Raw genomic sequence first — 18,893 nt, forward strand, 5'->3', positions numbered from 1 at the left:
GGCAAGTGTCAAAACAATTCCCGCGCCGAATGGACGCCCGCACCGCCCTTGACAAGCCAGTCCCAGGAAAATCAAATAGCTCAGGTTCAACAAAAATAGATTGAGAGCGGCCATGCGAAGTCTGTGGTGCGGAATCGCTATGCTTTTTGTGACTCCTCTACACGCTGACCCTGTCGATTTCGACGCGTTCTTCAACGAAGCAGCGAGCTGTCGTCAATCACAAGCTTTCGCGACTCTCCATAAAAATATCGGAGATCGCTACGGCAATGACGCAGACTCCAAGAATACGCAAGTAAACCAGTCGGTTCGCGTAAAAATTCCTCCCGAGATAAGAGCCGGAGTTGGCAAAGCGCGATCCGTCAACAAGGGCGAATATACGCAGGTCGTGGTGCCGCTGGACGGATTTTGGCGAGGACTCGAGTTGCAAGAGCTGGAGTTCGCGGTGGGAAATGGAAACGGCGTACAGCAATGGCGGATTCGATTCTCGGAACCGCGTTCCGCGGTGCTGCGCGTTTTCGGAACCGAAGTTTCGGCGGCGGACCACGCTCTAAAAGCAGACCCGGAGAGCGCTCCCTTTGGTCATTCCGCCAAAATTCCCAAGGGATCCAACGGCGAAATTGTTTGTGATTTTTCAACCTGACCAATAAAGGAGACGAACGAGAGATCGCCTATCTAGGCTTTCCCTTCACCAACTTCGCTATTTGTTCAGCTTCCCCTTGCCCGCCATGGATCGCGGCGCGGGGCGCGACAGCGGCCGCGCTTCGCCGCCGCCGAAATTATGCGGCCCCATATCGGCGTCGGTCGGCTTATGGGCGCGCGTGCCGGAGATCGCAGGCGCCTCCCCTCCCCTTCCGCGCGGGCGCATCAACGGATTGGCCTCGGCGAGAAGCTCGGCGCGTTGCAGGCGGGAAATCTCGTCGCGCAGACGCGCAGCCTCCTCGAAGGCGAGATCGGCGGCGGCGGCCTTCATGCGCTTCTCGAGATCGGCGAGCGTCGCCTGCATATTGTGCCCCGGCGCCAGCTCGGAGAGGCCTGCGTCCACGGTCACATGATCCTGCTCGGCGAGCGAGCCCAAGATATCGGCGATATCGCGCTTTATGCTCGCCGGCGTGATGCCATGCTCGGCGTTATAGGCCTGCTGCTTGGCGCGGCGGCGGTCGGTCTCGTCCATGGCGCGTTTCATCGAGCCGGTGACGTGATCCGCATAGAGGATCACGCGCCCGTCGACATTGCGCGCGGCGCGGCCGATCGTCTGCACCAGCGAGGTCTCGGAACGCAGGAATCCTTCCTTATCGGCGTCGAGAATGGCGACGAAGCCGCATTCGGGAATATCCAATCCTTCGCGCAGCAGGTTGATGCCGACCAGCACGTCGAAAGCGCCGAGGCGCAGATCGCGAATGATCTCGATACGCTCGATCGTGTCTATGTCCGAATGCATGTAGCGCACGCGCACGCCATTCTCGTGCAGATATTCGGTGAGGTCTTCCGCCATGCGCTTGGTCAGCACGGTGACGAGCGAGCGATAGCCGGCCTGGCTGACTTCCTTCACCTCGCCGAGCAGATCGTCGACCTGCGAGCGCGCGGGACGTATCTCCACTGGCGGATCGATGAGGCCCGTCGGGCGAATGACCTGCTCGACGAAGACGCCGCCCGTGCGCTCCATTTCCCAATTGCCCGGCGTCGCCGAGACGGCGACCGATTGCGGGCGCATCGCGTCCCATTCCTCGAAGCGCAGCGGACGATTGTCCATGCAGGACGGCAGGCGAAAGCCATATTCGGCGAGCGTCGCCTTGCGGCGAAAGTCGCCCTTATACATAGCGCCGATCTGCGGAATGCTCACATGGCTCTCGTCCGCGAAGACGATGGAATTGTCCGGCAGATATTCGAACAAAGTCGGCGGCGGCTCGCCGGGCCTGCGCCCGGTGAGATAACGCGAGTAATTCTCGATGCCGGCGCAAGAGCCCGTCGCCTCCATCATCTCGAGATCATAGCGCGTGCGCTGCTCCAATCGCTGCGCCTCGACGAGGCGCCCGGCGTTGTTCAGCTCGCCGAGCCGCCCGCGCAGCTCGTCCTTGATCGCCTTGATCGATTGCAACAGCGTCGGGCGCGGCGTCACATAATGCGAATTGGCGTAGACCTTCACGAATTCGAGATCCTGCGTCTTCTTTCCCGTCAGCGGATCGAATTCGCAGATCGACTCCACCTCGTCGCCGAAGAAGGAGATGCGCCAGCCACGGTCTTCATAGTGGGCCGGGAAAATATCGACCGTATCGCCGCGCACGCGAAAGGTGCCGCGCGTGAAATCCGAGCCGATGCGCCGATATTGCAGAGCCACGAGATCGGTGACGAGCTGGCGCTGCTCCAGCTTCTCGCCCATGCTGACGCCGAAGGTCATCGCCGTATAGGTCTCGACCGAGCCAATGCCGTAGATGCAGGACACGGAGGCGACGATGATGACGTCGTCGCGCTCCAGCAGCGAGCGCGTGGCGGCGTGGCGCATGCGGTCGATCTGCTCATTCACCGAGGATTCTTTTTCGATATAGGTGTCGGTGCGCGGCACATAGGCCTCGGGCTGATAATAATCATAATAGGAGACGAAATATTCGACGGCGTTATTGGGAAAAAAGCTCTTGAACTCGCCGTAGAGCTGAGCGGCGAGCGTCTTGTTCGGCGCCAGCACCAGCGCCGGCCGCTGCGTGCGCGAAATCACCTGCGCCATGGTGAAAGTCTTGCCGGAGCCGGTGACGCCGAGCAGCACCTGATCGCGCTCATTCGCCTCGATGCCGGCGACCAGCTCCTCGATCGCCTGCGGCTGGTCGCCGCGCGGCTGATAGTCGGAGACGAGGTCGAATTTGACGCCGCCCTCGCTCTTTTGCGGCCGCTCCGGCCGATGCGGCGTCCAGGGCTTGGTCTCGCGCAGGTTCGGATCGCCGAGCTTCAAAAGCTGCTCGAGGCTCTCCATCGTCGCCGACACGCCGCCCGAACCTCCGAGGTCGAGCGTCTCGGCCGGCGCCTCGTCCCCGCCGGCGTCATAGGCGGCCTGCGGCGCCTCCTCGAAGCCGGCCTGCCGCTCGGCGAGACCGGGATTGAGCAGCGCCTGCAAATGCGGCGCGATCGGCGACACCTCGGGCTTGGCGGCCTTGGCGCGCGTCGGGCGGGCGGGGTTTTTCGGCTTTTTCGGAGCAGAGGCCATGGCCGCGAATATGACCCCGGACGCGCGAGGATGGAAGCGGGAAGAGGAGTCCCGACGAAACGGATTTCACTCGCCTTCAACGCGGGCGAGCAGCTTGGCGAGCAGACGATCGAGCGTCTTCTGCTCGTCATCGCTCAGCGCCGCCAGTATCGTCCGCTCGGTCTGGACATGAATCGATAGGGCGTCGTCGATCAGCGACTTGCCTTCGTCGGACAGAGCCACCAACGTGCCGCGCCGATCCGTCGGGTGTTTGACGCGCCGGACATGGCCGGCCTTTTCCAGCCGGTCGATGCGCGCGGTCATGCCGCCCGACGAAATCATCGTCGCCTCATAGAGCGCCGTGGGCGTCAAGGCGTAAGGCGGACCCGATCGGCGCAGCGTCGCCAGGACATCGAACTCGCCATTCTGTAGTCCGAAGCGGACGAACACAGGGTTGAGCCGGTCGCGGACGATGAGCTGCGCCAACTCGAGCAGCCGGCCCACCGCCTCCATCGGGAATGAATCCAGATCCGGCCGTTCGCTCCGCCATTGGCGGGCGGCGATCGCCGCGCGGTCCTCTGACCTATCGGCATTCGACATGATATATCTCGATATCAAGATACTTTGTGCAAAGATAGTAGCGGTCCGGCGATCGGATGGCAATCGCCTTCGACCCCGGGCTTTCGACGGAGAAATCTCATGACTACACAATTAGATGACGCCCTGGACCCGCGTCCGTCCCATCCGGCGAGCGCGGTCGGCAATGGCCTGATCCTGACCGCGATCATCCTGCTCGCGCTCAATCTCCGCCCGGTCATTGCAGGACTGGGACCACTGCTCGATCTCATCGAAAGCTCCACCGGGCTGACTTCGGCCGAAGCGGGGCTTCTCACCACGCTGCCTGTTTTTCTCCTGGGGCTCGGCGCCTTCGCCGGCGGGCGCCTGCGGCGGCGCTTCGGAACGAAGCGCATCATTGCTCTGGGAATAGCGACGATCGCTCTGGCCTGCGCGAGCCGGGCGGTTTGGAACGACGCATCCGGAATGTTGTCGACGGCCGCCGGCGCCGGATTGGGCGTCGCCGTCATCCAGGCGCTTCTGCCCGGCGTCATCAAGGAGCGCTTCGGCGCCGGCGTCGGGCGCGCCATGGGACTCTACACCACCGCCATAATGGGCGGCGCCGCACTTGCCGCGGCGTCGGCGCCCGGACTGGCGAGAGCGCTCGACTGGCCCGGCGCCCTCGCGGTCTGGGCGCTTCCGGCCGTTGTCGCGACGATCGGCTGGCTGGCGCTGCCGCTCGCGTCACGAACGACCGAGGCGACGCCCGATGACATACACGATCCGCTCTGGCGCAAGGGCCGCGCCTGGACATTGATGTTGTTCTTCGGGATCGGCACCGGCGCTTACACGCTGGTTCTCGCCTGGCTGCCGCCCTATTACATGAGCCTCGGCCAGAGCCGCGAGATGAGCGGCTATCTGCTCGCCGCCGTCACCGTTGCGGAGGTCGTGGCGGGTCTCGGCGTTTCCGCCGTCATCGGCCGCTTTCCCGATCGCCGCGCGCCGCTCGTCGCCGTGCTGCTCTGCATATTCGCAGGCCTCGTCTGTCTCGTCGCCTCGCCGCTGTCTCTGGCGACGCCGGCCGCGCTGCTGCTCGGACTCGGCATTGGCGCATTGTTTCCGCTGTCGCTGATCGTCACGCTGGATCATGTCGACGATCCCGTCCGCGCCGGCGAACTAGCGGCCTTCGTCCAAGGCGGCGGCTATATCGTCGCGAGCCTCGCGCCGTTTCTCGCAGGCGCGATAAGGGATCGCTTTGCCGATCTTTCCGGAGCCTGGGAAGCGATGGCGGTCGCGATTCTTCTCTCGATCGCGATCGCCAGCCGGTTCTCGCCGGGCGACTACCGGCGACTATCCCGCGATTGAGCGCGTCGCCGCGCATCCTCGCGGGCTCAGACCTGTTCGGGCTCGCGCTGCGCCTCGCCGCCGCCGGCGCGTCGCAGTGCCTCCTCGACTTCGTCGGCCTGACGCTGACGACGCCACAAAGCGGCATAGGCGCCGCCCTTCTCCAACAAGCCGCGATGCGTGCCGCGCTCCACGATGCGGCCGCGATCCAGAAACAGTATTTCATCCGCATCGACCACGGTCGACAGACGATGCGCGATGACGATCGTCGTGCGCCCGCGCGAGACTCGCGTCAGCGCCTCCTGAATTTCATGCTCGGTGAAACTGTCGAGCGCCGAGGTCGCCTCGTCGAGAATGAGCAGCGGCGGCCCTTTCAAGATCGTGCGCGCAATGGCGACGCGCTGCTTCTCGCCGCCCGAGAGCTTCAGACCGCGCTCGCCGACCTGCGCCTCATAGCCGTCCGGAAGCGATCGGATGAAGCTGTCGATCTGCGCCAGCTGCGCCGCCTCGCGCACCTCCTCCATGCTCGCATCCCAGCGGCCATAGCGAATATTATAGGCGATGGTGTCGTTGAACAGCACCGTATCCTGCGGCACCATGCCGATCGCCTCGCGCAGCGAGCGCTGCGTCACCGCAGAAATATCTTGCCCGTCTATCGTGATGCGGCCGGATTGCGGCTCGTAGAAGCGGAACATGAGACGCGAGATCGTCGACTTTCCCGCCCCCGAAGGGCCCACGATCGCAATCGTCGCGCCAGGCTCGGCGACGAAGCTCACGCCCTGCAGAATCGGCCGCTTGCGGTCATAGGCGAAGACGACGTCGTCGAAGACGACGCGCCCATCCAAAATCTCGAGGTCGCGCGCGTCCGGCCGATCGGCGATCTCCGGCTGCTGCGACAAAATGGCGAACATTTTTTCGATATCGACGATCGCCTGCCGCGTCTCGCGATAGAGCGTGCCCATGAAGTTGAGCGGCTGATAGAGCTGGATCATCATGGCGTTCACCAGCACGAAATCGCCGACGCTGTTGCGCCCGCTGCGCACCCCCTGCACGCACAGGATCATGATGACCGCGAGGCCGACCGTATAAATCACCGCTTGCCCGGCGTTCAGCAGCGCGAGCGATATATAGGAGCGTATGCTGGCGTTCTCATAGATCGCCATGGATTTGTCATAGCGCTCCGCCTCGCGCCGTTCGGCGACGAAATATTTCACCGTCTCATAGTTCAAGAGGCTGTCGATCGCCTTCACATTGGCGTCGACGTCGCTCTCGTTCATCGAGCGGCGGATGGCGATGCGCCAATTGGTGGCGATCAGCGTGTAGAGCAGAAAAGCGGCGATCGTCAGCGCCGCGACGAGCGCATAATCCCAGTCGAATTGCACGACGAGCACGCCGACGACGAGCGCGAACTCGACGATGGTCGGAACAGCCGTCGACATGACGAGCCGCGTGAGCGTCTCTATGCCGTCGCGGCCGCGCTCCAGCACGCGGGTCAGGCCGCCCGTCTTACGGCCGATGTGAAAGCGCAGCGACAATTGATGCATATGCACGAAGACGTGATTGGCGAGCCGCCGCACCGCATGCATGGCGACAGCGGCGAATAGGGCGTCGCGCGCCTGCGTCAAGAGCGCATAGACCGCCCGCAGCACGCCATAGAGGATGGTGAAGCCGACCGCGCCGCCGAGGATCGTCGAGACGGCCGCGTCGGCCGTCAGGCTGTCCGCCGCCCATTTGAAGGCGAATGGAACGGCCATATTCACCAATTTACCGACAATGAGCAGAGCGAGCGCGATGAGGACGCGTCGCTCGAGGTCGCGCCGCCCTTTCGGCCATATATAGGGCCAGAGGTTGCGAATGGTCCCGATGACGGACTCCCGGCCGCTAGGCTTTTCGAGCTCCTCTACCACCCCATGTATCGAGACCTGCGCCAAAGCCTGCTCTTCTTCTCCGTCGACCTGTCGCATCATCCTTTTCCAGTCCTTGCCATGGAGGCGCCGAAATGACATCTGGATTTCATATAGGTGGTTTGGAGCGCCAACGCACGAGCGCTCCGCTCACGCCGCCGGCGTCGGGCGGCCTTGACGCGGGTGCTCGGGCGGGCCATCAAATGAAAATGAGCGATATTCGAAAAATCGAACGCGTCTGCGTCTATTGCGGCTCCTCGACCGGCGACGATCCCGTCTTCGTCCACGCCGCGGAAGCACTCGGCGCCGCGCTCGCGCGCGAGGGAATCGAGCTCGTCTTCGGCGGCGGCTCTTGCGGCCTGATGGGCGCCGTCGCCCAGGCCGCGCTCGCGCAGGGCGGCAAGGTCACCGGAATCATTCCGAGCTTTCTCGACGAGCGCGAGATCGCCCTCTCCTCGGTCACCGATCTTCAAGTCGTGCCGGACATGCATACGCGCAAGCGTCTGATGTTCGAGAAGTCGGACGCTTTCGTGGCGCTTCCCGGCGGCATCGGCACGCTCGAGGAGCTGACCGAGCAATTGACCTGGATTCAGCTCGGCCGCCACAGCAAGCCGCTCGTCATCGCCGACATAGGCGGCTTCTGGAAGCCGCTTTTGTCGCTGTTCGCGCATATGCATAACGCCGGCTTCATCCGCCCGGGCTATGAGGTGCGCTATATGGTCGCCGAGCGCATAGAGGATGTGATCCCCATGCTGCGCGCGACACGCGTCGCCAAGAGCGAAGGCGACGAGAAAGCCATTGAGCAGCATTTTTGAATGCAGCGCGCTTCCTTCTCCCATGAAATGGGACAAGGTGGCCCGACGAAGTCGGGTCGGATGAGGGCTGCTGCGGTTCGCGGAAATTCATTGAGCTTTTCGCTACGGCGCCGGCCCTCATCCGACCTCGCTTCGCGAGGCCACCTTCTCCCGCGAGCGGGAGAAGGAAAGAACGGCTAGACCGCGCCGGACCTCACCAGCTTATAGACGATGGCGTCGACCAGCGCCTCGAAAGACGCGTCGACGACATTGGGCGAGACGCCCACGGTCGACCAGATATCGCCTTTGGCGTCCGCGCATTCGACGAGCACGCGCGTCACCGCATCGGTGCCGCCCTGGAACACGCGCACGCGATAGTCGACGAGCCGCACATCCTCGATGAAGGATTGATATTTGCCGAGATCCTTGCGCAGAGCGACGTCCAGCGCATTGATCGGGCCATTGCCTTCGGCGGCGGAGATCGTCGAACGACCGTCGATGCGCAGCTTGACGATCGCCTCCGCGCCCGCCTCCTCGACGCCGAGATTGGCGCCGAAGCGACGATCGACGGCCACGCTGTAGCGTTCGATATCGAAATAATGCGGAACCTCGCCGAGCACGCGCTTGGCGAGCAGATAGAAGGATGCGTCGGCGCCTTCATAGGCGTAGCCTTGCGCCTCCTTCTCCTTCACCTCGTCGAGCAGGCGCGTGAGGCGCGGATCGTCCTTCGACAAAGCGATTCCGAGACGCGCGAGCTCGGCGACGATATTGGACTTGCCCGCCTGATCCGACACCAGCACGCGGCGCTGATTGCCGACGCTCTCCGGCGGCACATGCTCATAGGTGCGCGGATCGGTCAGCACAGCGGAAGCGTGAATGCCCGCCTTGGTGGCGAAGGCGCTGGCGCCGACATAAGGCGCGTGCCGGTCGGGCGCGCGATTGAGCAGCTCGTCGAGCGCATGGCTCGTGCGCGTCAGATGCGTGAGGCTGTCGCGCGTCACGCCGATCTCGAAGCGATCCGAGAACTCGCTCTTGAGCAGCAGCGTGCCGATGAGCGTCGTGAGATTGGCGTTGCCACAGCGCTCGCCGAGGCCATTCAAAGCGCCCTGAATCTGCCGCGCGCCGCCGCGCACCGCGGCGAGCGAGACGGCGACCGCCTGCCCCGTATCATCGTGAGCGTGAATGCCGAGCTTCTCGCCGGGAATGACGCGCGCGACCTCGGAGACGATGCGCTCCACCTCATGCGGCTGCGAGCCGCCATTGGTGTCGCACAGCACGATCCATCTCGCGCCGGCCTCATGCGCGGCATTGGCGCAGGCCAGCGCATAATCGCGATTGTCCTTATAGCCGTCGAAGAAATGTTCGCAATCGACGAGCGCTTCCTTGCCGCGCGCGACGGCTGCGGCGACCGATTGCCGAATGCCGTCGAGATTGTCCTCGAGCGTCGAGCGCAGCGCGACGCGCACCTGATAATCCCAGGCCTTCGCGACGAAGGTCACGCAATCGCAATCGGCGTCGAGCAGCGCGGCGACGCCGGGGTCGTTGGACGCCGAGCGGCCTTGTCGCCGCGTCATGCCGAAGGCGGCGAAGCGCGCCTTCAATCGCGGGCGCGTCGCGAAGAATTCCGTGTCGAGCGGATTGGCGCCCGGATAGCCGCCCTCGATGTAATCGAGGCCGAGCTCGTCGAGCAGACCGGCGATCTGGCGCTTGTCGTCGAGCGAAAAATCGACGCCTGTCGTCTGTGCGCCGTCGCGCAGCGTGGTGTCGAAGAGCGTCAGCCTCTCCCGTGTCATTTCGTCTCAGCCTTGCTCTCGAGTGTCTTTTTCATCGTGGTGTTGGCGAGCCATTCGCCGCGCAGCTCGCGCATGTTGCGCTGATAGGCGACATAGCCGCGCTGGGCGAAGAAATCCTTCGCCGCGTCGGAAGCGTCGACGCTGATCTCGCGCGCCCCACGCGCGGCGGCGAGTTTTTCCAGGGCGTCGGCGAGCGCCGACCCCACGCCCCGCCGCGCAGCGCGCGGATGCACATAGAGCATGTCGAAGAGCTTATTCTCGCGCAGCGCGGCAAAGCCCGCGAGCTCGCCATCGAGCGAGGCGACGATGGTGAGCGCTCCCGCGAGCTTATTGGCGAAAGCCTCCGCGTCATCGGCCGCGGCGGCCCAGGCGGAACGCTGATCCTCGTCGTAATCCTCCGCCGCGAGCGTCTCGACGCTCGCGCGAAACAGCTCGGCGAGCCGAGGCGCGTCGGTCGGCAGCAAGGGCCGCAGGCCGGGGATGGAGGCGGCGCGCGCCATGGCTAGATGATCTCGAAGGCGGCGAGCACATGCCACGCGGCGATGGCGGCGAGCGCGAGGATGATGAGCTTGAACACGAGATAGGACGCCCAATGCCCCGGAAAGGGAAGAAATCGGCGCCAGTCGTTTCTACGCATGGGCGTGGTCTCCTCTCGTGATTTTTGTGCGCGTCTCCTTCTCCCGCTTGCGGGAGAAGGGGCGCGCGTCATGATGGTTGTAGATCGATCGGGACTCATGAAGCGTCATCGCTTCACCTCCCATGTCGTCGTTCCATCCTTATTGTCCTTGAGCGCGACGCCCATCGCCGCCAGCGCGTCGCGAATGCGGTCGGACTCGGCCCAGTTCTTGGCGGCGCGGGCGGCGAGGCGCGTCGATATCAGTGACGACACTTTTTCCGCATCCACTGCTTGCTTCGTCTCCCCATCGACCCAGCCCCGGTAGGCGCGAATGTCTATGCCGAAGAGCTTCAATGCGCCGTCGAGCCTCGCCGCATCGAGCTCATGCAGAGCGGCGAGCGCGAGAGGCGTGTTGAGATCGTCTGCGAGCGCGTTCGATATCTCGCTGGATGCAGCAGGCGCGCTCGACGCCTCACCGATCTGCGCGCTCCATTTGCGCAGGCTCGCTTCCGCCTCCTCCAGCGCCTTCACGGTAAAATCGATCGGCTGGCGATAATGCGTGCGCAACATAGCGAGGCGCAGCACTTCGCCCGGCCATTTCCGCCCGCCGAAATTCTCCGTGTGCAGCAGCTCATGGATGGTCACGAAATTCCCCAGGCTCTTGGACATTTTCTCGCCCTCGACCTGCAGGAAGCCATTGTGCATCCAATAATTCGCCATCGCCTCATGACCGAAGGCGCAGCGCGTCTGCGCGATCTCGTTCTCGTGATGTGGAAAGACGAGATCGACGCCGCCGCCATGAATGTCGAAGATCTCGCCCAAATGTTTCCACGACATGGCCGAGCATTCGAGATGCCAGCCGGGACGCCCGCGTCCCCAGGGCGAGTCCCAACCCGGCTCGCTCTCCTTGGAGGGTTTCCACAGCACGAAATCCATGTCGCCGCGCTTATAGGGCGCGACATCGACGCGTGCGCCGGCGATCATCTCGTCCAGGGGACGACGCGACAGCCGGCCATAATCCGCCATCGACGGCACGTCGAACAGCACATGCCCGTCCGCGGCATAGGCGTGGCCGGCGGCGACGAGCTTCTCGATGATCGCGATCATCTCCAGAATATGCTCGGTGGCGCGCGGCTGCACGCTCGGCTCGAGGCAGCCGAGCGCCTTCACATCCTCCTGGAAGATTTTATTGGTGCCCTCGGTCAGCTCGCGGATCGTGATTCCACGCTCGGCGGCGCGGGCGTTGATCTTGTCGTCGACGTCGGTGATGTTGCGGACATAAGTCACATGATCCGCGCCATAGAGATGACGCAGCAGGCGAAACAGCACGTCGAAGACGATGATCGGCCGCGCATTGCCGATATGGGCGTAGTCATAGACGGTGGGGCCGCAGACATACATTCGCACATTCGCCGGATCGAGAGGACGAAACTCCTCCTTGGCGCGCGTCAGCGTATTGTAGAGCTTCAGAACGGGAGCGTCGGACGACATGAATTTCCCCTCGGCCTGCCGGCCCGGGGCGTCATTGCGTGTCATAGCGAGGGACGTGACGGCTCCGGCCAGCTTTTGCGCTAGCTGATAATGATCCGACAAAGGATGCAGGAACGGAGCGTGCTCATCATGGGCCTTAACATGCTCGCTCCCCGGCCGTCCGTCAAGTCGCAGTCCCGATCGACTGTCCCGAATTCGCCGCGGCTTCTCCGCGACGCCTCGCCGGACGCGAGCGCGGGCTTGCTATATATATCGTTCTACGATAGGAAATATCTCGTAGAACGATGTAATTGCCGATGCCGGCCCGCATCGTCGATTGCGCCTGTTCGCATCCTCGCTCTTCCTCCGGCGGCCGCCCGTTGATCCCTCTCGAAGCGGTCGATCCGGAGAGAGCGCGGCGATGCGGGCCGGGGGCGCGCGTCGCTGTCGCTTCTCGTCGCCGGAGGCGCGCTCCCCGGTCGATCGAGCCGCCTTCGCCCATCCCGCAGGTCGAAGGCGGCTCGAATGAAAACGAAAGAAGAAGGCCTCGTCGGCCTCGCGATCGGCGCGAGCGGCGTTTCGAGCGCCCGCAAATGGAGGAAACGAAATGAAAATACGCCTCGTCGTCACACTCGCCCTGGTCGCCGCCGCAGCCGGCGCGAGCGTCGCTCGGGCCAATCCCTATCGGTTGGGCGATCTCTTCTCCCCGCGATTCGTCGAAAAAGTGAGCTGCGACATGCGTGGAGACGACAAGCAGGCCCATTGCATGGAGAGCTGTGACGAAGTCTGGATCAAGGCGACGCAGGCCTATAATGGCAATATCGACAAGGCCAAGGTCGAGAAGACGTCCTGCGAGGCCAAATGCGGCTGCTGACCGGCCGGCGCTGAACCGCCGAGGTCCATGATTCGGCGCGCCGCCGCTCGCGTTCGGCGCGCCGCCCCCGGGAAGGCTTTCCTTGATCCGCCCGCCGGAATAAGTCACAACAGCCCGCGCCGGGGCCTCGCGTCGCGGCGCGAACTCTTTGTCCGGAACAGTGTCAAATGGCGGAAATCTTGCGCGTCGGCGTCGCGGGCTTGGGCACGGTGGGCGCTTCTGTCGTGCGGCTCCTGCAGCGGCAGGCGCAGGCGCTCGCGGGCCGCACGGGGCGCGACATCGTCGTCACGGCCGTTTCCGCCCGCGATCCCGGCAAGGACCGCGGCGTCGACCTCGGCGGCGCGACCTTCCATGACGATCCGGTCGCCCTCGCCGCCTCCGACGCCATCGACCTTTTCGTCGAGCTCATCGGCGGCGCCGAGGGGCCGGCGCGCCTCAGCGTCGAGACGGCGCTCGCCAAGGGCAAATCCGTCGTCACCGCCAATAAGGCGCTGCTCTCCGCGCATGGCTCGGCGCTCGCCGAGCTCGCCGAGAGCCGCCATGTCGCGCTCGCCTTCGAGGCCTCGGTCGCCGGCGGCATCCCCATCGTCAAGACGTTGCGGGAGGGGCTCGCCGGCAATTCGATCGAGCGCGTCTACGGCATTCTCAACGGCACCTGCAATTACATCCTGTCCCGCATGGAGGCGGAGCGCCTCTCCTTCGAGGAATGCCTGAAGGAGGCGCAGCGCTTGGGCTACGCCGAGGCCGATCCGACCTTCGACATAGGCGGCTTCGACACGGCGCATAAATTGTCCATTCTCGCCTCGCTCGCCTTCGGCGCACGCATCGCGCCCGAGGCCGTCGAGATCGAAGGCATAGAGCGCGTCACCTTGGCCGATATCGACGCCGCGGGCGAGCTCGGCTTCCGCATCAAGCTGCTCGGCGTCGCCCAGCGCACGGCGCAGGGCATAGAGCAGCGCGTGCATCCGACCATGGTGCGCAAGACGACGGCGATCGCCCAGGTGATGGGCGTCACCAACGCCGTCACCATAGACGCCGACGCGGTGCATGAGCTGACGCTCGTCGGCCCCGGCGCCGGCGGCGACGCCACGGCTTCCGCCGTCGTCGCCGATATAGCGGATGTGGCCAGAGGCGTGCGCTCGGCCCCCTTCGGTCTGCCGAGCGCCTCGCTGCGCAAGCTCGAGCGCGCGCCGGCGGCGCTGCACGAGGGCGGCTATTACATTCGCCTGTCGGTGCCGGATGTGCCCGGCGCCTTCGCCGCCATCGCCACGCGCATGGCGGAGCGCAAGATTTCGCTGGAGAGCATCATGCAGCACGGCGCGCGCACCGCGCGGCGCGTCGGCGAGTCGCCGGTCGGCGTGATTCTCATCACCCATGCGACGACGGAGCGCCTGGTGCGCGAGGCTCTGGAGGCGATCTACGCCGACGGCACCATCGCCGAGCCGGCGCAAGTCATCCGCATCGAGCGCGAATAGAGCGCATCGCCGGAGATAAAGGCATGGCGCGCGCCCCATCGGCCGTCGACAAATCCCTCGACCGCAATCTGACCCTCGAGCTCGCCCGCGTCACCGAGCGGGCGGCGGTGGCGGCGGCGCGCTGGCGCGGGCGCGGCGATGAGATGGCGGCGGATCAGGCCGCCGTGGACGCGATGCGCAGCGAATTGGACAAGCTCGCGATTCGCGGCCGCGTCGTCATCGGCGAGGGCGAGCGCGACTCGGCCCCCATGCTGTTCATCGGCGAGGAGGTCGGCGCCGGCGGCGGCCCGCGAGTCGACCTCGCTGTCGCCCCGCTCGAGGGCTCGACGCTCTGCGCCAAGGATATGCCAGGCGCGATCTCCATCGTCGCCATCGCCGCGGCGGGCTCGCTGCTCTATGCACCGGACGTCTATATGGACAAGATCGCGATCGGCCCCTTCTATCCCAAGGGAATCGTCGATCTCGACAATGAGCCGGGCGCCAATATCGCCGCGCTGGCCGAGGCCAAAGGCGTCGCGGCTCAGGATGTGACCGTCTGCATATTGGACCGGCCGCGCCACGCCGAATTGATCGCCAAATGCCGCGCCGCGGGCGCGCGGGTGCGGCTCATCAGCGACGGCGATGTGGCCGGCATCATCTTCACCGCCCAGCCGGCCGAGACCGGCGTCGACATGTATCTGGGCGCGGGCGGCGCGCCGGAGGGCGTGCTGGCGGCGGCCGTGCTGCGCTGCGTCGGCGGCCAAATGCAGGGGCGCCTGCTGCTCGACAGCGCGGCCAAGGTCGCGCGGGCGGCGGAGATGGGCGTGCTCGAGCCGCGCAAGAAATATGAGATCGAGGAGCTCGCCTCGAGCGACGTCGTCGTCTGCGCGACCGGCGTCACCGACGGGCCATTGCTCTTCGGCGTCGTCTTCGGCAAGGATTTCATCGAGACGGAGACGCTCGTCTATCGCTCCTCGACCGGCACGGTGCGGCGCATCAGCGCCCAGCATCGCGTGGCGGGGAAATTCGTGGCCGAATGACATTCGCCGAAGCTGCGCGCTAGAGTCTTTTCATGTTTCATCGGAACATGAAAAGACTCTATGCTTTTTGTTTAACCCAACTGCCCGTTCCGACCGGGAAACGCATCGCGCAGGCTCCGCCGGAGCGTGCGAACGGATACGCCCAGCCCCACCGCCACATCCTGCAACTGCGTTTTCTCGTCTCGAATGGCTTCGAAGGCGTCGGCGATCTGATTAGGGCTGAGCGATTTCGGCCGGCCGAGCGTGCAGCCGCGCGCGCGCGCGGCGGACAGCCCCGCCCGCGTTCTCTCGCTGATGAGGGAGCGCTCGAACTCGGCCAGCGCCGCCATCATATGGAACATCAGCCGGCCGCCCGATGAGGTCGTGTTGATGTTCTCCGTCAGAGACTGAAAATTGATCCCTCGCTTGCCGAGTTGATCCATCAGCACGACGAGAGCCGGCAAAGACCGGCCGAGCCGATCCAGCCGCCAGACGATCAAAGTATCGCCCGACTTCAAATTTTGCATCGCCTTCTCCAGACCTGCGCGACCAAAATCGAGTCCTGATCGCCCATGATCTGTAAAAATTTCATCACATCCTACCTTTTCTAAGGCTTGGATCTGCAGATCGAGTTTCTGCTCGTCCGTCGATACTCGCGCATAGCCGACGATCATTATTTGTTCTCGTGTCTCGATGCCAAAATAGCGCCGTTACAGCGTAAAGAATCGGTTTTTGTCTACCAATCAATCTCATTACGAGACAGAAAGGCTTGACAAAATCGGTCCTTTCTTTCCAGCGCCTTGAAATATGCGCTCGGTTAAAATAATCCTGTAATTACAATGCTAACATGCGCACGATGTCACAGGATTTTTACGCGCTAGTTATGGTCACAAAGGACCGTTTATGCCGCGAAATCGAGAGTTCGACGCTGCCGCCCAGCGCCGACGCGGGAATGAAAAAATGTCTTCTTTCCCTTCGACCTTAGGCAGCAACGAGCTTGCTGTCCCGGACGAGCGCGCGCGCCCCGGCGACCTCGAGGCCGGGGATATCCGCGTGTCGGACACTGTCACCGGAATGATGATCGCCGCGATCTCCGGCGCTGTCGTCGGGCTTCTGGCGGCCGGAGGGGCCGCTTGTGCGGCGCTGGTCTTCGTGGCGGCGGTTGTCGGCGTCTATGCGGGCTGGCAGGCGCGAGGAGGCGCCTGATGTCGGGCCGCTCCACACGCGCCTGCGCCAGCGCAACGCCCTTCGGACGGCGTGGACTGCGTCGTGACGAAGAATCGGGAAGCCGGCGATCCGGCGACGATCAGAGCAAATATCGCCGCGTCAGGCTGCGGGCGCTCGGCGCGGAGCTGACGCTCGTCTATGCCGTCGATTTCCAGGGCCTCGCGCCGCAATTTCTGGTGCGGTTCGACGAAGACGGACCTTATCTCTCCGTCGGCGATCCTGTCGCATTTTCGCTGGCGTCGAAGGGCGAGCCGATGGGAGCCGATCGGAGCAAACGTCCTCGCATTCCGACGGACGGGGATTCGGACCAAAGCCGAATCCTGCTGATCGCCGGAGAGGAGGATGCGATCGATCGCGCCGCCGCTCAACCTACGCAAAATCACGGACAAATTCCGCTCGACACTGCGGACATAGCCGTGGATATGCTCATCGGCTATTCGATCGAGGCCGTTGAACGCCGCCTGGTCCTGCGCACATTGCGCCGCTTCAACGGCGACTATCGACAGACCGCCTTCGCTCTGGGCCTGTCGACGCAAGAATTGTCGGCGAAACTGCTGGCGCTGCTCTACGCGGACGCATCCTCGTCCGCGGAATGACGCTGAGGGGCGATCTTCGCCGCGCGGATCGTCTTTTGACGACCCGCGACGGCGAAGCGAAAATCAATATTTGCGGCCGGTCTCGAGCTGCGTCTTCGCGTCGAGCGGCTTCTTCGGCGGCGGGGTCAGGTCGGGCTGCGACTGCGCCGCGCAGGCGGCGAGCGAAAGGGCGATCAGAATAGCGGCGAGCGGACGAAGAGAGCGCATTTTGGCTTCCGTCGATGGGGGGTGGAAAATGCCGTGATTTTCGCGGCGCAACATGACTTGAGCGAGGCCATTGAGGCCAGAATGTGGCCATGAGCGCGACCATGGCTATTTTCTGAGACTTTTTGTTTTTCCACGCGCTATCTGCTCTCGAGGGGCGTGCAGGCGCTGGCCTGCGGGCCCCAGAGGCCGTAAAGCTGGACCGACCATGACGCCAGCCGCCCAAATCTCCGCCGCCATTGAAATCCTCGCCGGACTCGCCGAGCGCCGCCGTCCCGCGGCCGATGCGATCAAGGATTGGGGTCTCTCCCACAGATTCGCCGGCTCCAAGGACCGCGCGTCCATTTCGAGCCTCGTCTTCGACGCGCTGCGAAAGCGCGCCTCTGCGGCCTTTCTCATGGGCGCGGAAACGCCGCGGGCCGTCGTGATCGGCTCGCTGCGTGAGGCGCGCGGCCTCACGGGAGAGGAAATCTCGGCGCTGTTTTCCGGCGAGGGCCACGCCTCCGCCCCGCTCACGGACGAAGAACGCGAGCGCCTCGCCACAGTGACGCTCGAAGGCGCGCCGGCTTATGTGCGCGGCGACTATCCCGAGTGGCTGGCCGAGCGCTTCGAGACGGCCTTCGGCGAGTCCGCCGCCGATGAGGGCCGCGCGCTCGCCGAACGCGCGGCGGTCGATCTGCGCGTGAATATTTTGAAATCCTCGCGCGAGGACGCTCTGCGCCGTCTCGCGCATCTTTCCCCCGAGCCGACGCCGCTCTCGCCGCTCGGCCTGCGCATCGCGCCGCCGGCCAAGGGGCGCGGCCCGGCGCTCACGGCCGAGCCCGCCTATGTCAAAGGCCTCGTCGAGCCGCAGGACGAGGGCTCGCAGCTCGCCGCCCTGCTCTGCGCCGCCGAGCCCGGCGAGCAGGCGCTCGACCTTTGCGCCGGCGGCGGCGGCAAGACGCTGGCCCTCGCCGGGCAGATGCACAATCGCGGGCAAATCTACGCTTTCGACGACGATGGCCGGCGCCTCACGCCCATCTATCCGCGCCTCGAACGGGCCGGCGCGCGGAATGTGCAGGTCCGCGCCCCGCGCGGGCAGGCCGATGTCCTCGCCGATCTCGAGGCCCGCTGCGGCCTGGTGCTGATCGACGCGCCCTGCACCGGAACCGGGACTTGGCGACGCCATCCGGACGCCAAATGGCGCATCGCCCCCGGCGCGCTCGAGGAGCGCATCGCCGAGCAGCGGGAGCTGCTCGACAAGGCGCCACGCTTCGTGAAGCCCGGCGGACGGATCGTCTATGTCACCTGCTCGCTGCTGCGCGACGAGAACGAGGATCAGATCGTCCGCTTTCTCGCCGATCATGCGGATTTTTCCGCCGTTCCGGCCGAGGAGGCGGCGGCCAAGGCCGGGCTGCCGGAGCTGGCGCGCTTCGCCTCGCCGCTCGGGGCAGGCATTCGCCTGACGCCGCACAGGGCGGGGACGGATGGGTTCTATGTGTGCGTGCTGAAGCGCGGGTGAGCGGCAGAAACTATCGTCTCACAGACGCCGTCGAGGCTTCGATAGATTTCCGAATTGGTCACGCGCAGCAAACGATAACCATTGGCGGCGAACCATTCGTCACGACGCCTGTCGTAGGCGATTTCTTCTTCGGTCGAATGAGTGGCCCCATCCACTTCGACCACGAGCCACGCTTCGGCGCAGAGAAAATCTGCGATGAACGGCCCGCAAGGCGCTTGGCGGCGGAAGGACAGGCCTGCGAGTCGATGCGCGCGCAAAGCGTACCAGAGCTTACGTTCCGCGTCCGTCAGCTTGCGTCTGAGACTCCTTGCGCGCTTCGTCATGAGGCGTGTCTGTCGCATCCGGGGCCCCCTCCGGCTCGCTACGCTCG

General features: G+C 64.6%; 19 protein-coding genes. 9 read left to right on the forward strand and 10 right to left on the reverse strand.

The genetic code is table 11. From position 1 onward, the window contains the following. Positions 1 to 139 precede the first annotated feature (139 nt). Positions 140 to 640, forward strand: coding sequence for a hypothetical protein (locus IY145_RS22680; RefSeq protein ID WP_196410267.1), 501 nt, complete (start codon positions 140 to 142; stop codon positions 638 to 640). Positions 641 to 697: 57 nt separating this feature from the next. On the opposite strand, the gene uvrB is transcribed toward IY145_RS22680, so the two are convergent. Next, the gene (gene uvrB, locus IY145_RS22685) at positions 698 to 3,193 is read right to left on the reverse strand and encodes an excinuclease ABC subunit UvrB (RefSeq protein ID WP_196410268.1); all 2,496 of its coding nucleotides are present in this window, start codon (positions 3,191 to 3,193) and stop codon (positions 698 to 700) included. A 66-nt stretch (positions 3,194 to 3,259) separates the two neighbouring features. Beyond that, positions 3,260 to 3,772: a MarR family winged helix-turn-helix transcriptional regulator gene (locus IY145_RS22690; RefSeq protein WP_196410269.1), complete on the reverse strand. Its 513-nt coding sequence runs from the start codon at positions 3,770 to 3,772 to the stop codon at positions 3,260 to 3,262. Between the two features lie 99 nt (positions 3,773 to 3,871). On the opposite strand from IY145_RS22690, the gene IY145_RS22695 reads away from it, so the two are divergent. Further along, positions 3,872 to 5,092: an MFS transporter gene (locus IY145_RS22695; RefSeq protein WP_196410270.1), complete on the forward strand. Its 1,221-nt coding sequence runs from the start codon at positions 3,872 to 3,874 to the stop codon at positions 5,090 to 5,092. 26 nt (positions 5,093 to 5,118) lie between these two features. Here IY145_RS22695 and IY145_RS22700 read toward each other — a convergent pair whose 3' ends face one another. Further along, positions 5,119 to 7,035 (reverse strand): ABC transporter ATP-binding protein/permease, encoded by a 1,917-nt coding sequence (locus IY145_RS22700; protein ID WP_196410271.1) that lies wholly within the window; start codon positions 7,033 to 7,035, stop codon positions 5,119 to 5,121. A gap of 149 nt (positions 7,036 to 7,184) precedes the next feature. On the opposite strand from IY145_RS22700, the gene IY145_RS22705 reads away from it, so the two are divergent. After that, positions 7,185 to 7,790: a TIGR00730 family Rossman fold protein gene (locus tag IY145_RS22705; protein WP_196410682.1), complete on the forward strand. Its 606-nt coding sequence runs from the start codon at positions 7,185 to 7,187 to the stop codon at positions 7,788 to 7,790. A 176-nt stretch (positions 7,791 to 7,966) separates the two neighbouring features. Here the strand turns inward: IY145_RS22705 and cimA are convergent, their stop codons facing one another. The 4 genes from cimA to cysS form a co-directional block, all read right to left on the reverse strand. Beyond that, the gene (cimA, locus tag IY145_RS22710) at positions 7,967 to 9,562 is read right to left on the reverse strand and encodes a citramalate synthase (protein ID WP_196410272.1); all 1,596 of its coding nucleotides are present in this window, start codon (positions 9,560 to 9,562) and stop codon (positions 7,967 to 7,969) included. Further along, on the reverse strand, positions 9,559 to 10,062 hold the full coding sequence (locus IY145_RS22715) for a GNAT family N-acetyltransferase (RefSeq protein ID WP_196410273.1): 504 nt from the start codon (positions 10,060 to 10,062) through the stop codon (positions 9,559 to 9,561). Before IY145_RS22715 ends, cimA begins: the two co-directional genes overlap by 4 nt. Positions 10,063 to 10,064: 2 nt before the next feature. Further along, positions 10,065 to 10,199: a hypothetical protein gene (locus tag IY145_RS26210; protein WP_281433679.1), complete on the reverse strand. Its 135-nt coding sequence runs from the start codon at positions 10,197 to 10,199 to the stop codon at positions 10,065 to 10,067. A gap of 105 nt (positions 10,200 to 10,304) precedes the next feature. Continuing rightward, a complete protein-coding gene (gene cysS / locus IY145_RS22720; RefSeq protein WP_196410274.1) occupies positions 10,305 to 11,669 on the reverse strand; it encodes a cysteine--tRNA ligase in 1,365 nt (454 codons plus the stop codon). A 586-nt stretch (positions 11,670 to 12,255) separates the two neighbouring features. Between cysS and IY145_RS22725 the strand changes: the two genes are divergently transcribed. The 3 genes from IY145_RS22725 to glpX all read left to right on the forward strand — a co-directional run bounded on the left by IY145_RS22725 (position 12,256) and on the right by glpX (position 15,016). Continuing rightward, a complete protein-coding gene (locus IY145_RS22725; protein ID WP_196410275.1) occupies positions 12,256 to 12,522 on the forward strand; it encodes a hypothetical protein in 267 nt (88 codons plus the stop codon). Positions 12,523 to 12,689: 167 nt separating this feature from the next. Beyond that, positions 12,690 to 13,997 (forward strand): homoserine dehydrogenase, encoded by a 1,308-nt coding sequence (locus IY145_RS22730; RefSeq protein ID WP_196410276.1) that lies wholly within the window; start codon positions 12,690 to 12,692, stop codon positions 13,995 to 13,997. A gap of 23 nt (positions 13,998 to 14,020) precedes the next feature. Beyond that, the gene (gene glpX / locus IY145_RS22735; RefSeq protein WP_196410277.1) at positions 14,021 to 15,016 is read left to right on the forward strand and encodes a class II fructose-bisphosphatase; all 996 of its coding nucleotides are present in this window, start codon (positions 14,021 to 14,023) and stop codon (positions 15,014 to 15,016) included. A gap of 71 nt (positions 15,017 to 15,087) precedes the next feature. Here glpX and IY145_RS22740 read toward each other — a convergent pair whose 3' ends face one another. Continuing rightward, positions 15,088 to 15,669: a recombinase family protein gene (locus IY145_RS22740; RefSeq protein WP_196410278.1), complete on the reverse strand. Its 582-nt coding sequence runs from the start codon at positions 15,667 to 15,669 to the stop codon at positions 15,088 to 15,090. Positions 15,670 to 15,955: 286 nt separating this feature from the next. Here IY145_RS22740 and IY145_RS22745 point away from each other — a divergent pair, with 286 nt between their 5' ends. Together IY145_RS22745 and IY145_RS22750 are read left to right on the forward strand one after the other, a co-directional pair. Further along, positions 15,956 to 16,201 carry a hypothetical protein gene (locus tag IY145_RS22745; RefSeq protein WP_196410279.1) on the forward strand — a complete coding sequence of 82 codons (246 nt, stop codon included), beginning with the start codon at positions 15,956 to 15,958 and terminating at the stop codon, positions 16,199 to 16,201. Further along, entirely contained in the window at positions 16,201 to 16,818 is a 618-nt protein-coding gene (locus tag IY145_RS22750; protein WP_196410280.1) for a hypothetical protein, read from the forward strand. Before IY145_RS22745 ends, IY145_RS22750 begins: the two co-directional genes overlap by 1 nt. A gap of 63 nt (positions 16,819 to 16,881) precedes the next feature. Here the strand turns inward: IY145_RS22750 and IY145_RS22755 are convergent, their stop codons facing one another. Continuing rightward, entirely contained in the window at positions 16,882 to 17,025 is a 144-nt protein-coding gene (locus IY145_RS22755; protein WP_196410281.1) for a hypothetical protein, read from the reverse strand. 205 nt (positions 17,026 to 17,230) lie between these two features. On the opposite strand from IY145_RS22755, the gene IY145_RS22760 reads away from it, so the two are divergent. Continuing rightward, a complete protein-coding gene (locus tag IY145_RS22760) occupies positions 17,231 to 18,523 on the forward strand; it encodes an RsmB/NOP family class I SAM-dependent RNA methyltransferase (RefSeq protein WP_196410282.1) in 1,293 nt (430 codons plus the stop codon). Here the strand turns inward: IY145_RS22760 and IY145_RS22765 are convergent. Then, complete coding sequence (locus tag IY145_RS22765; RefSeq protein ID WP_196410283.1) at positions 18,496 to 18,864, reverse strand: endonuclease domain-containing protein; 369 nt, start codon at positions 18,862 to 18,864, stop codon at positions 18,496 to 18,498. The genes IY145_RS22760 and IY145_RS22765 overlap by 28 nt on opposite strands. Positions 18,865 to 18,893 lie beyond the last annotated feature (29 nt).

Source organism: Methylosinus sp. H3A, assembly GCF_015709455.1.
Lineage (GTDB): Bacteria > Pseudomonadota > Alphaproteobacteria > Rhizobiales > Beijerinckiaceae > Methylosinus.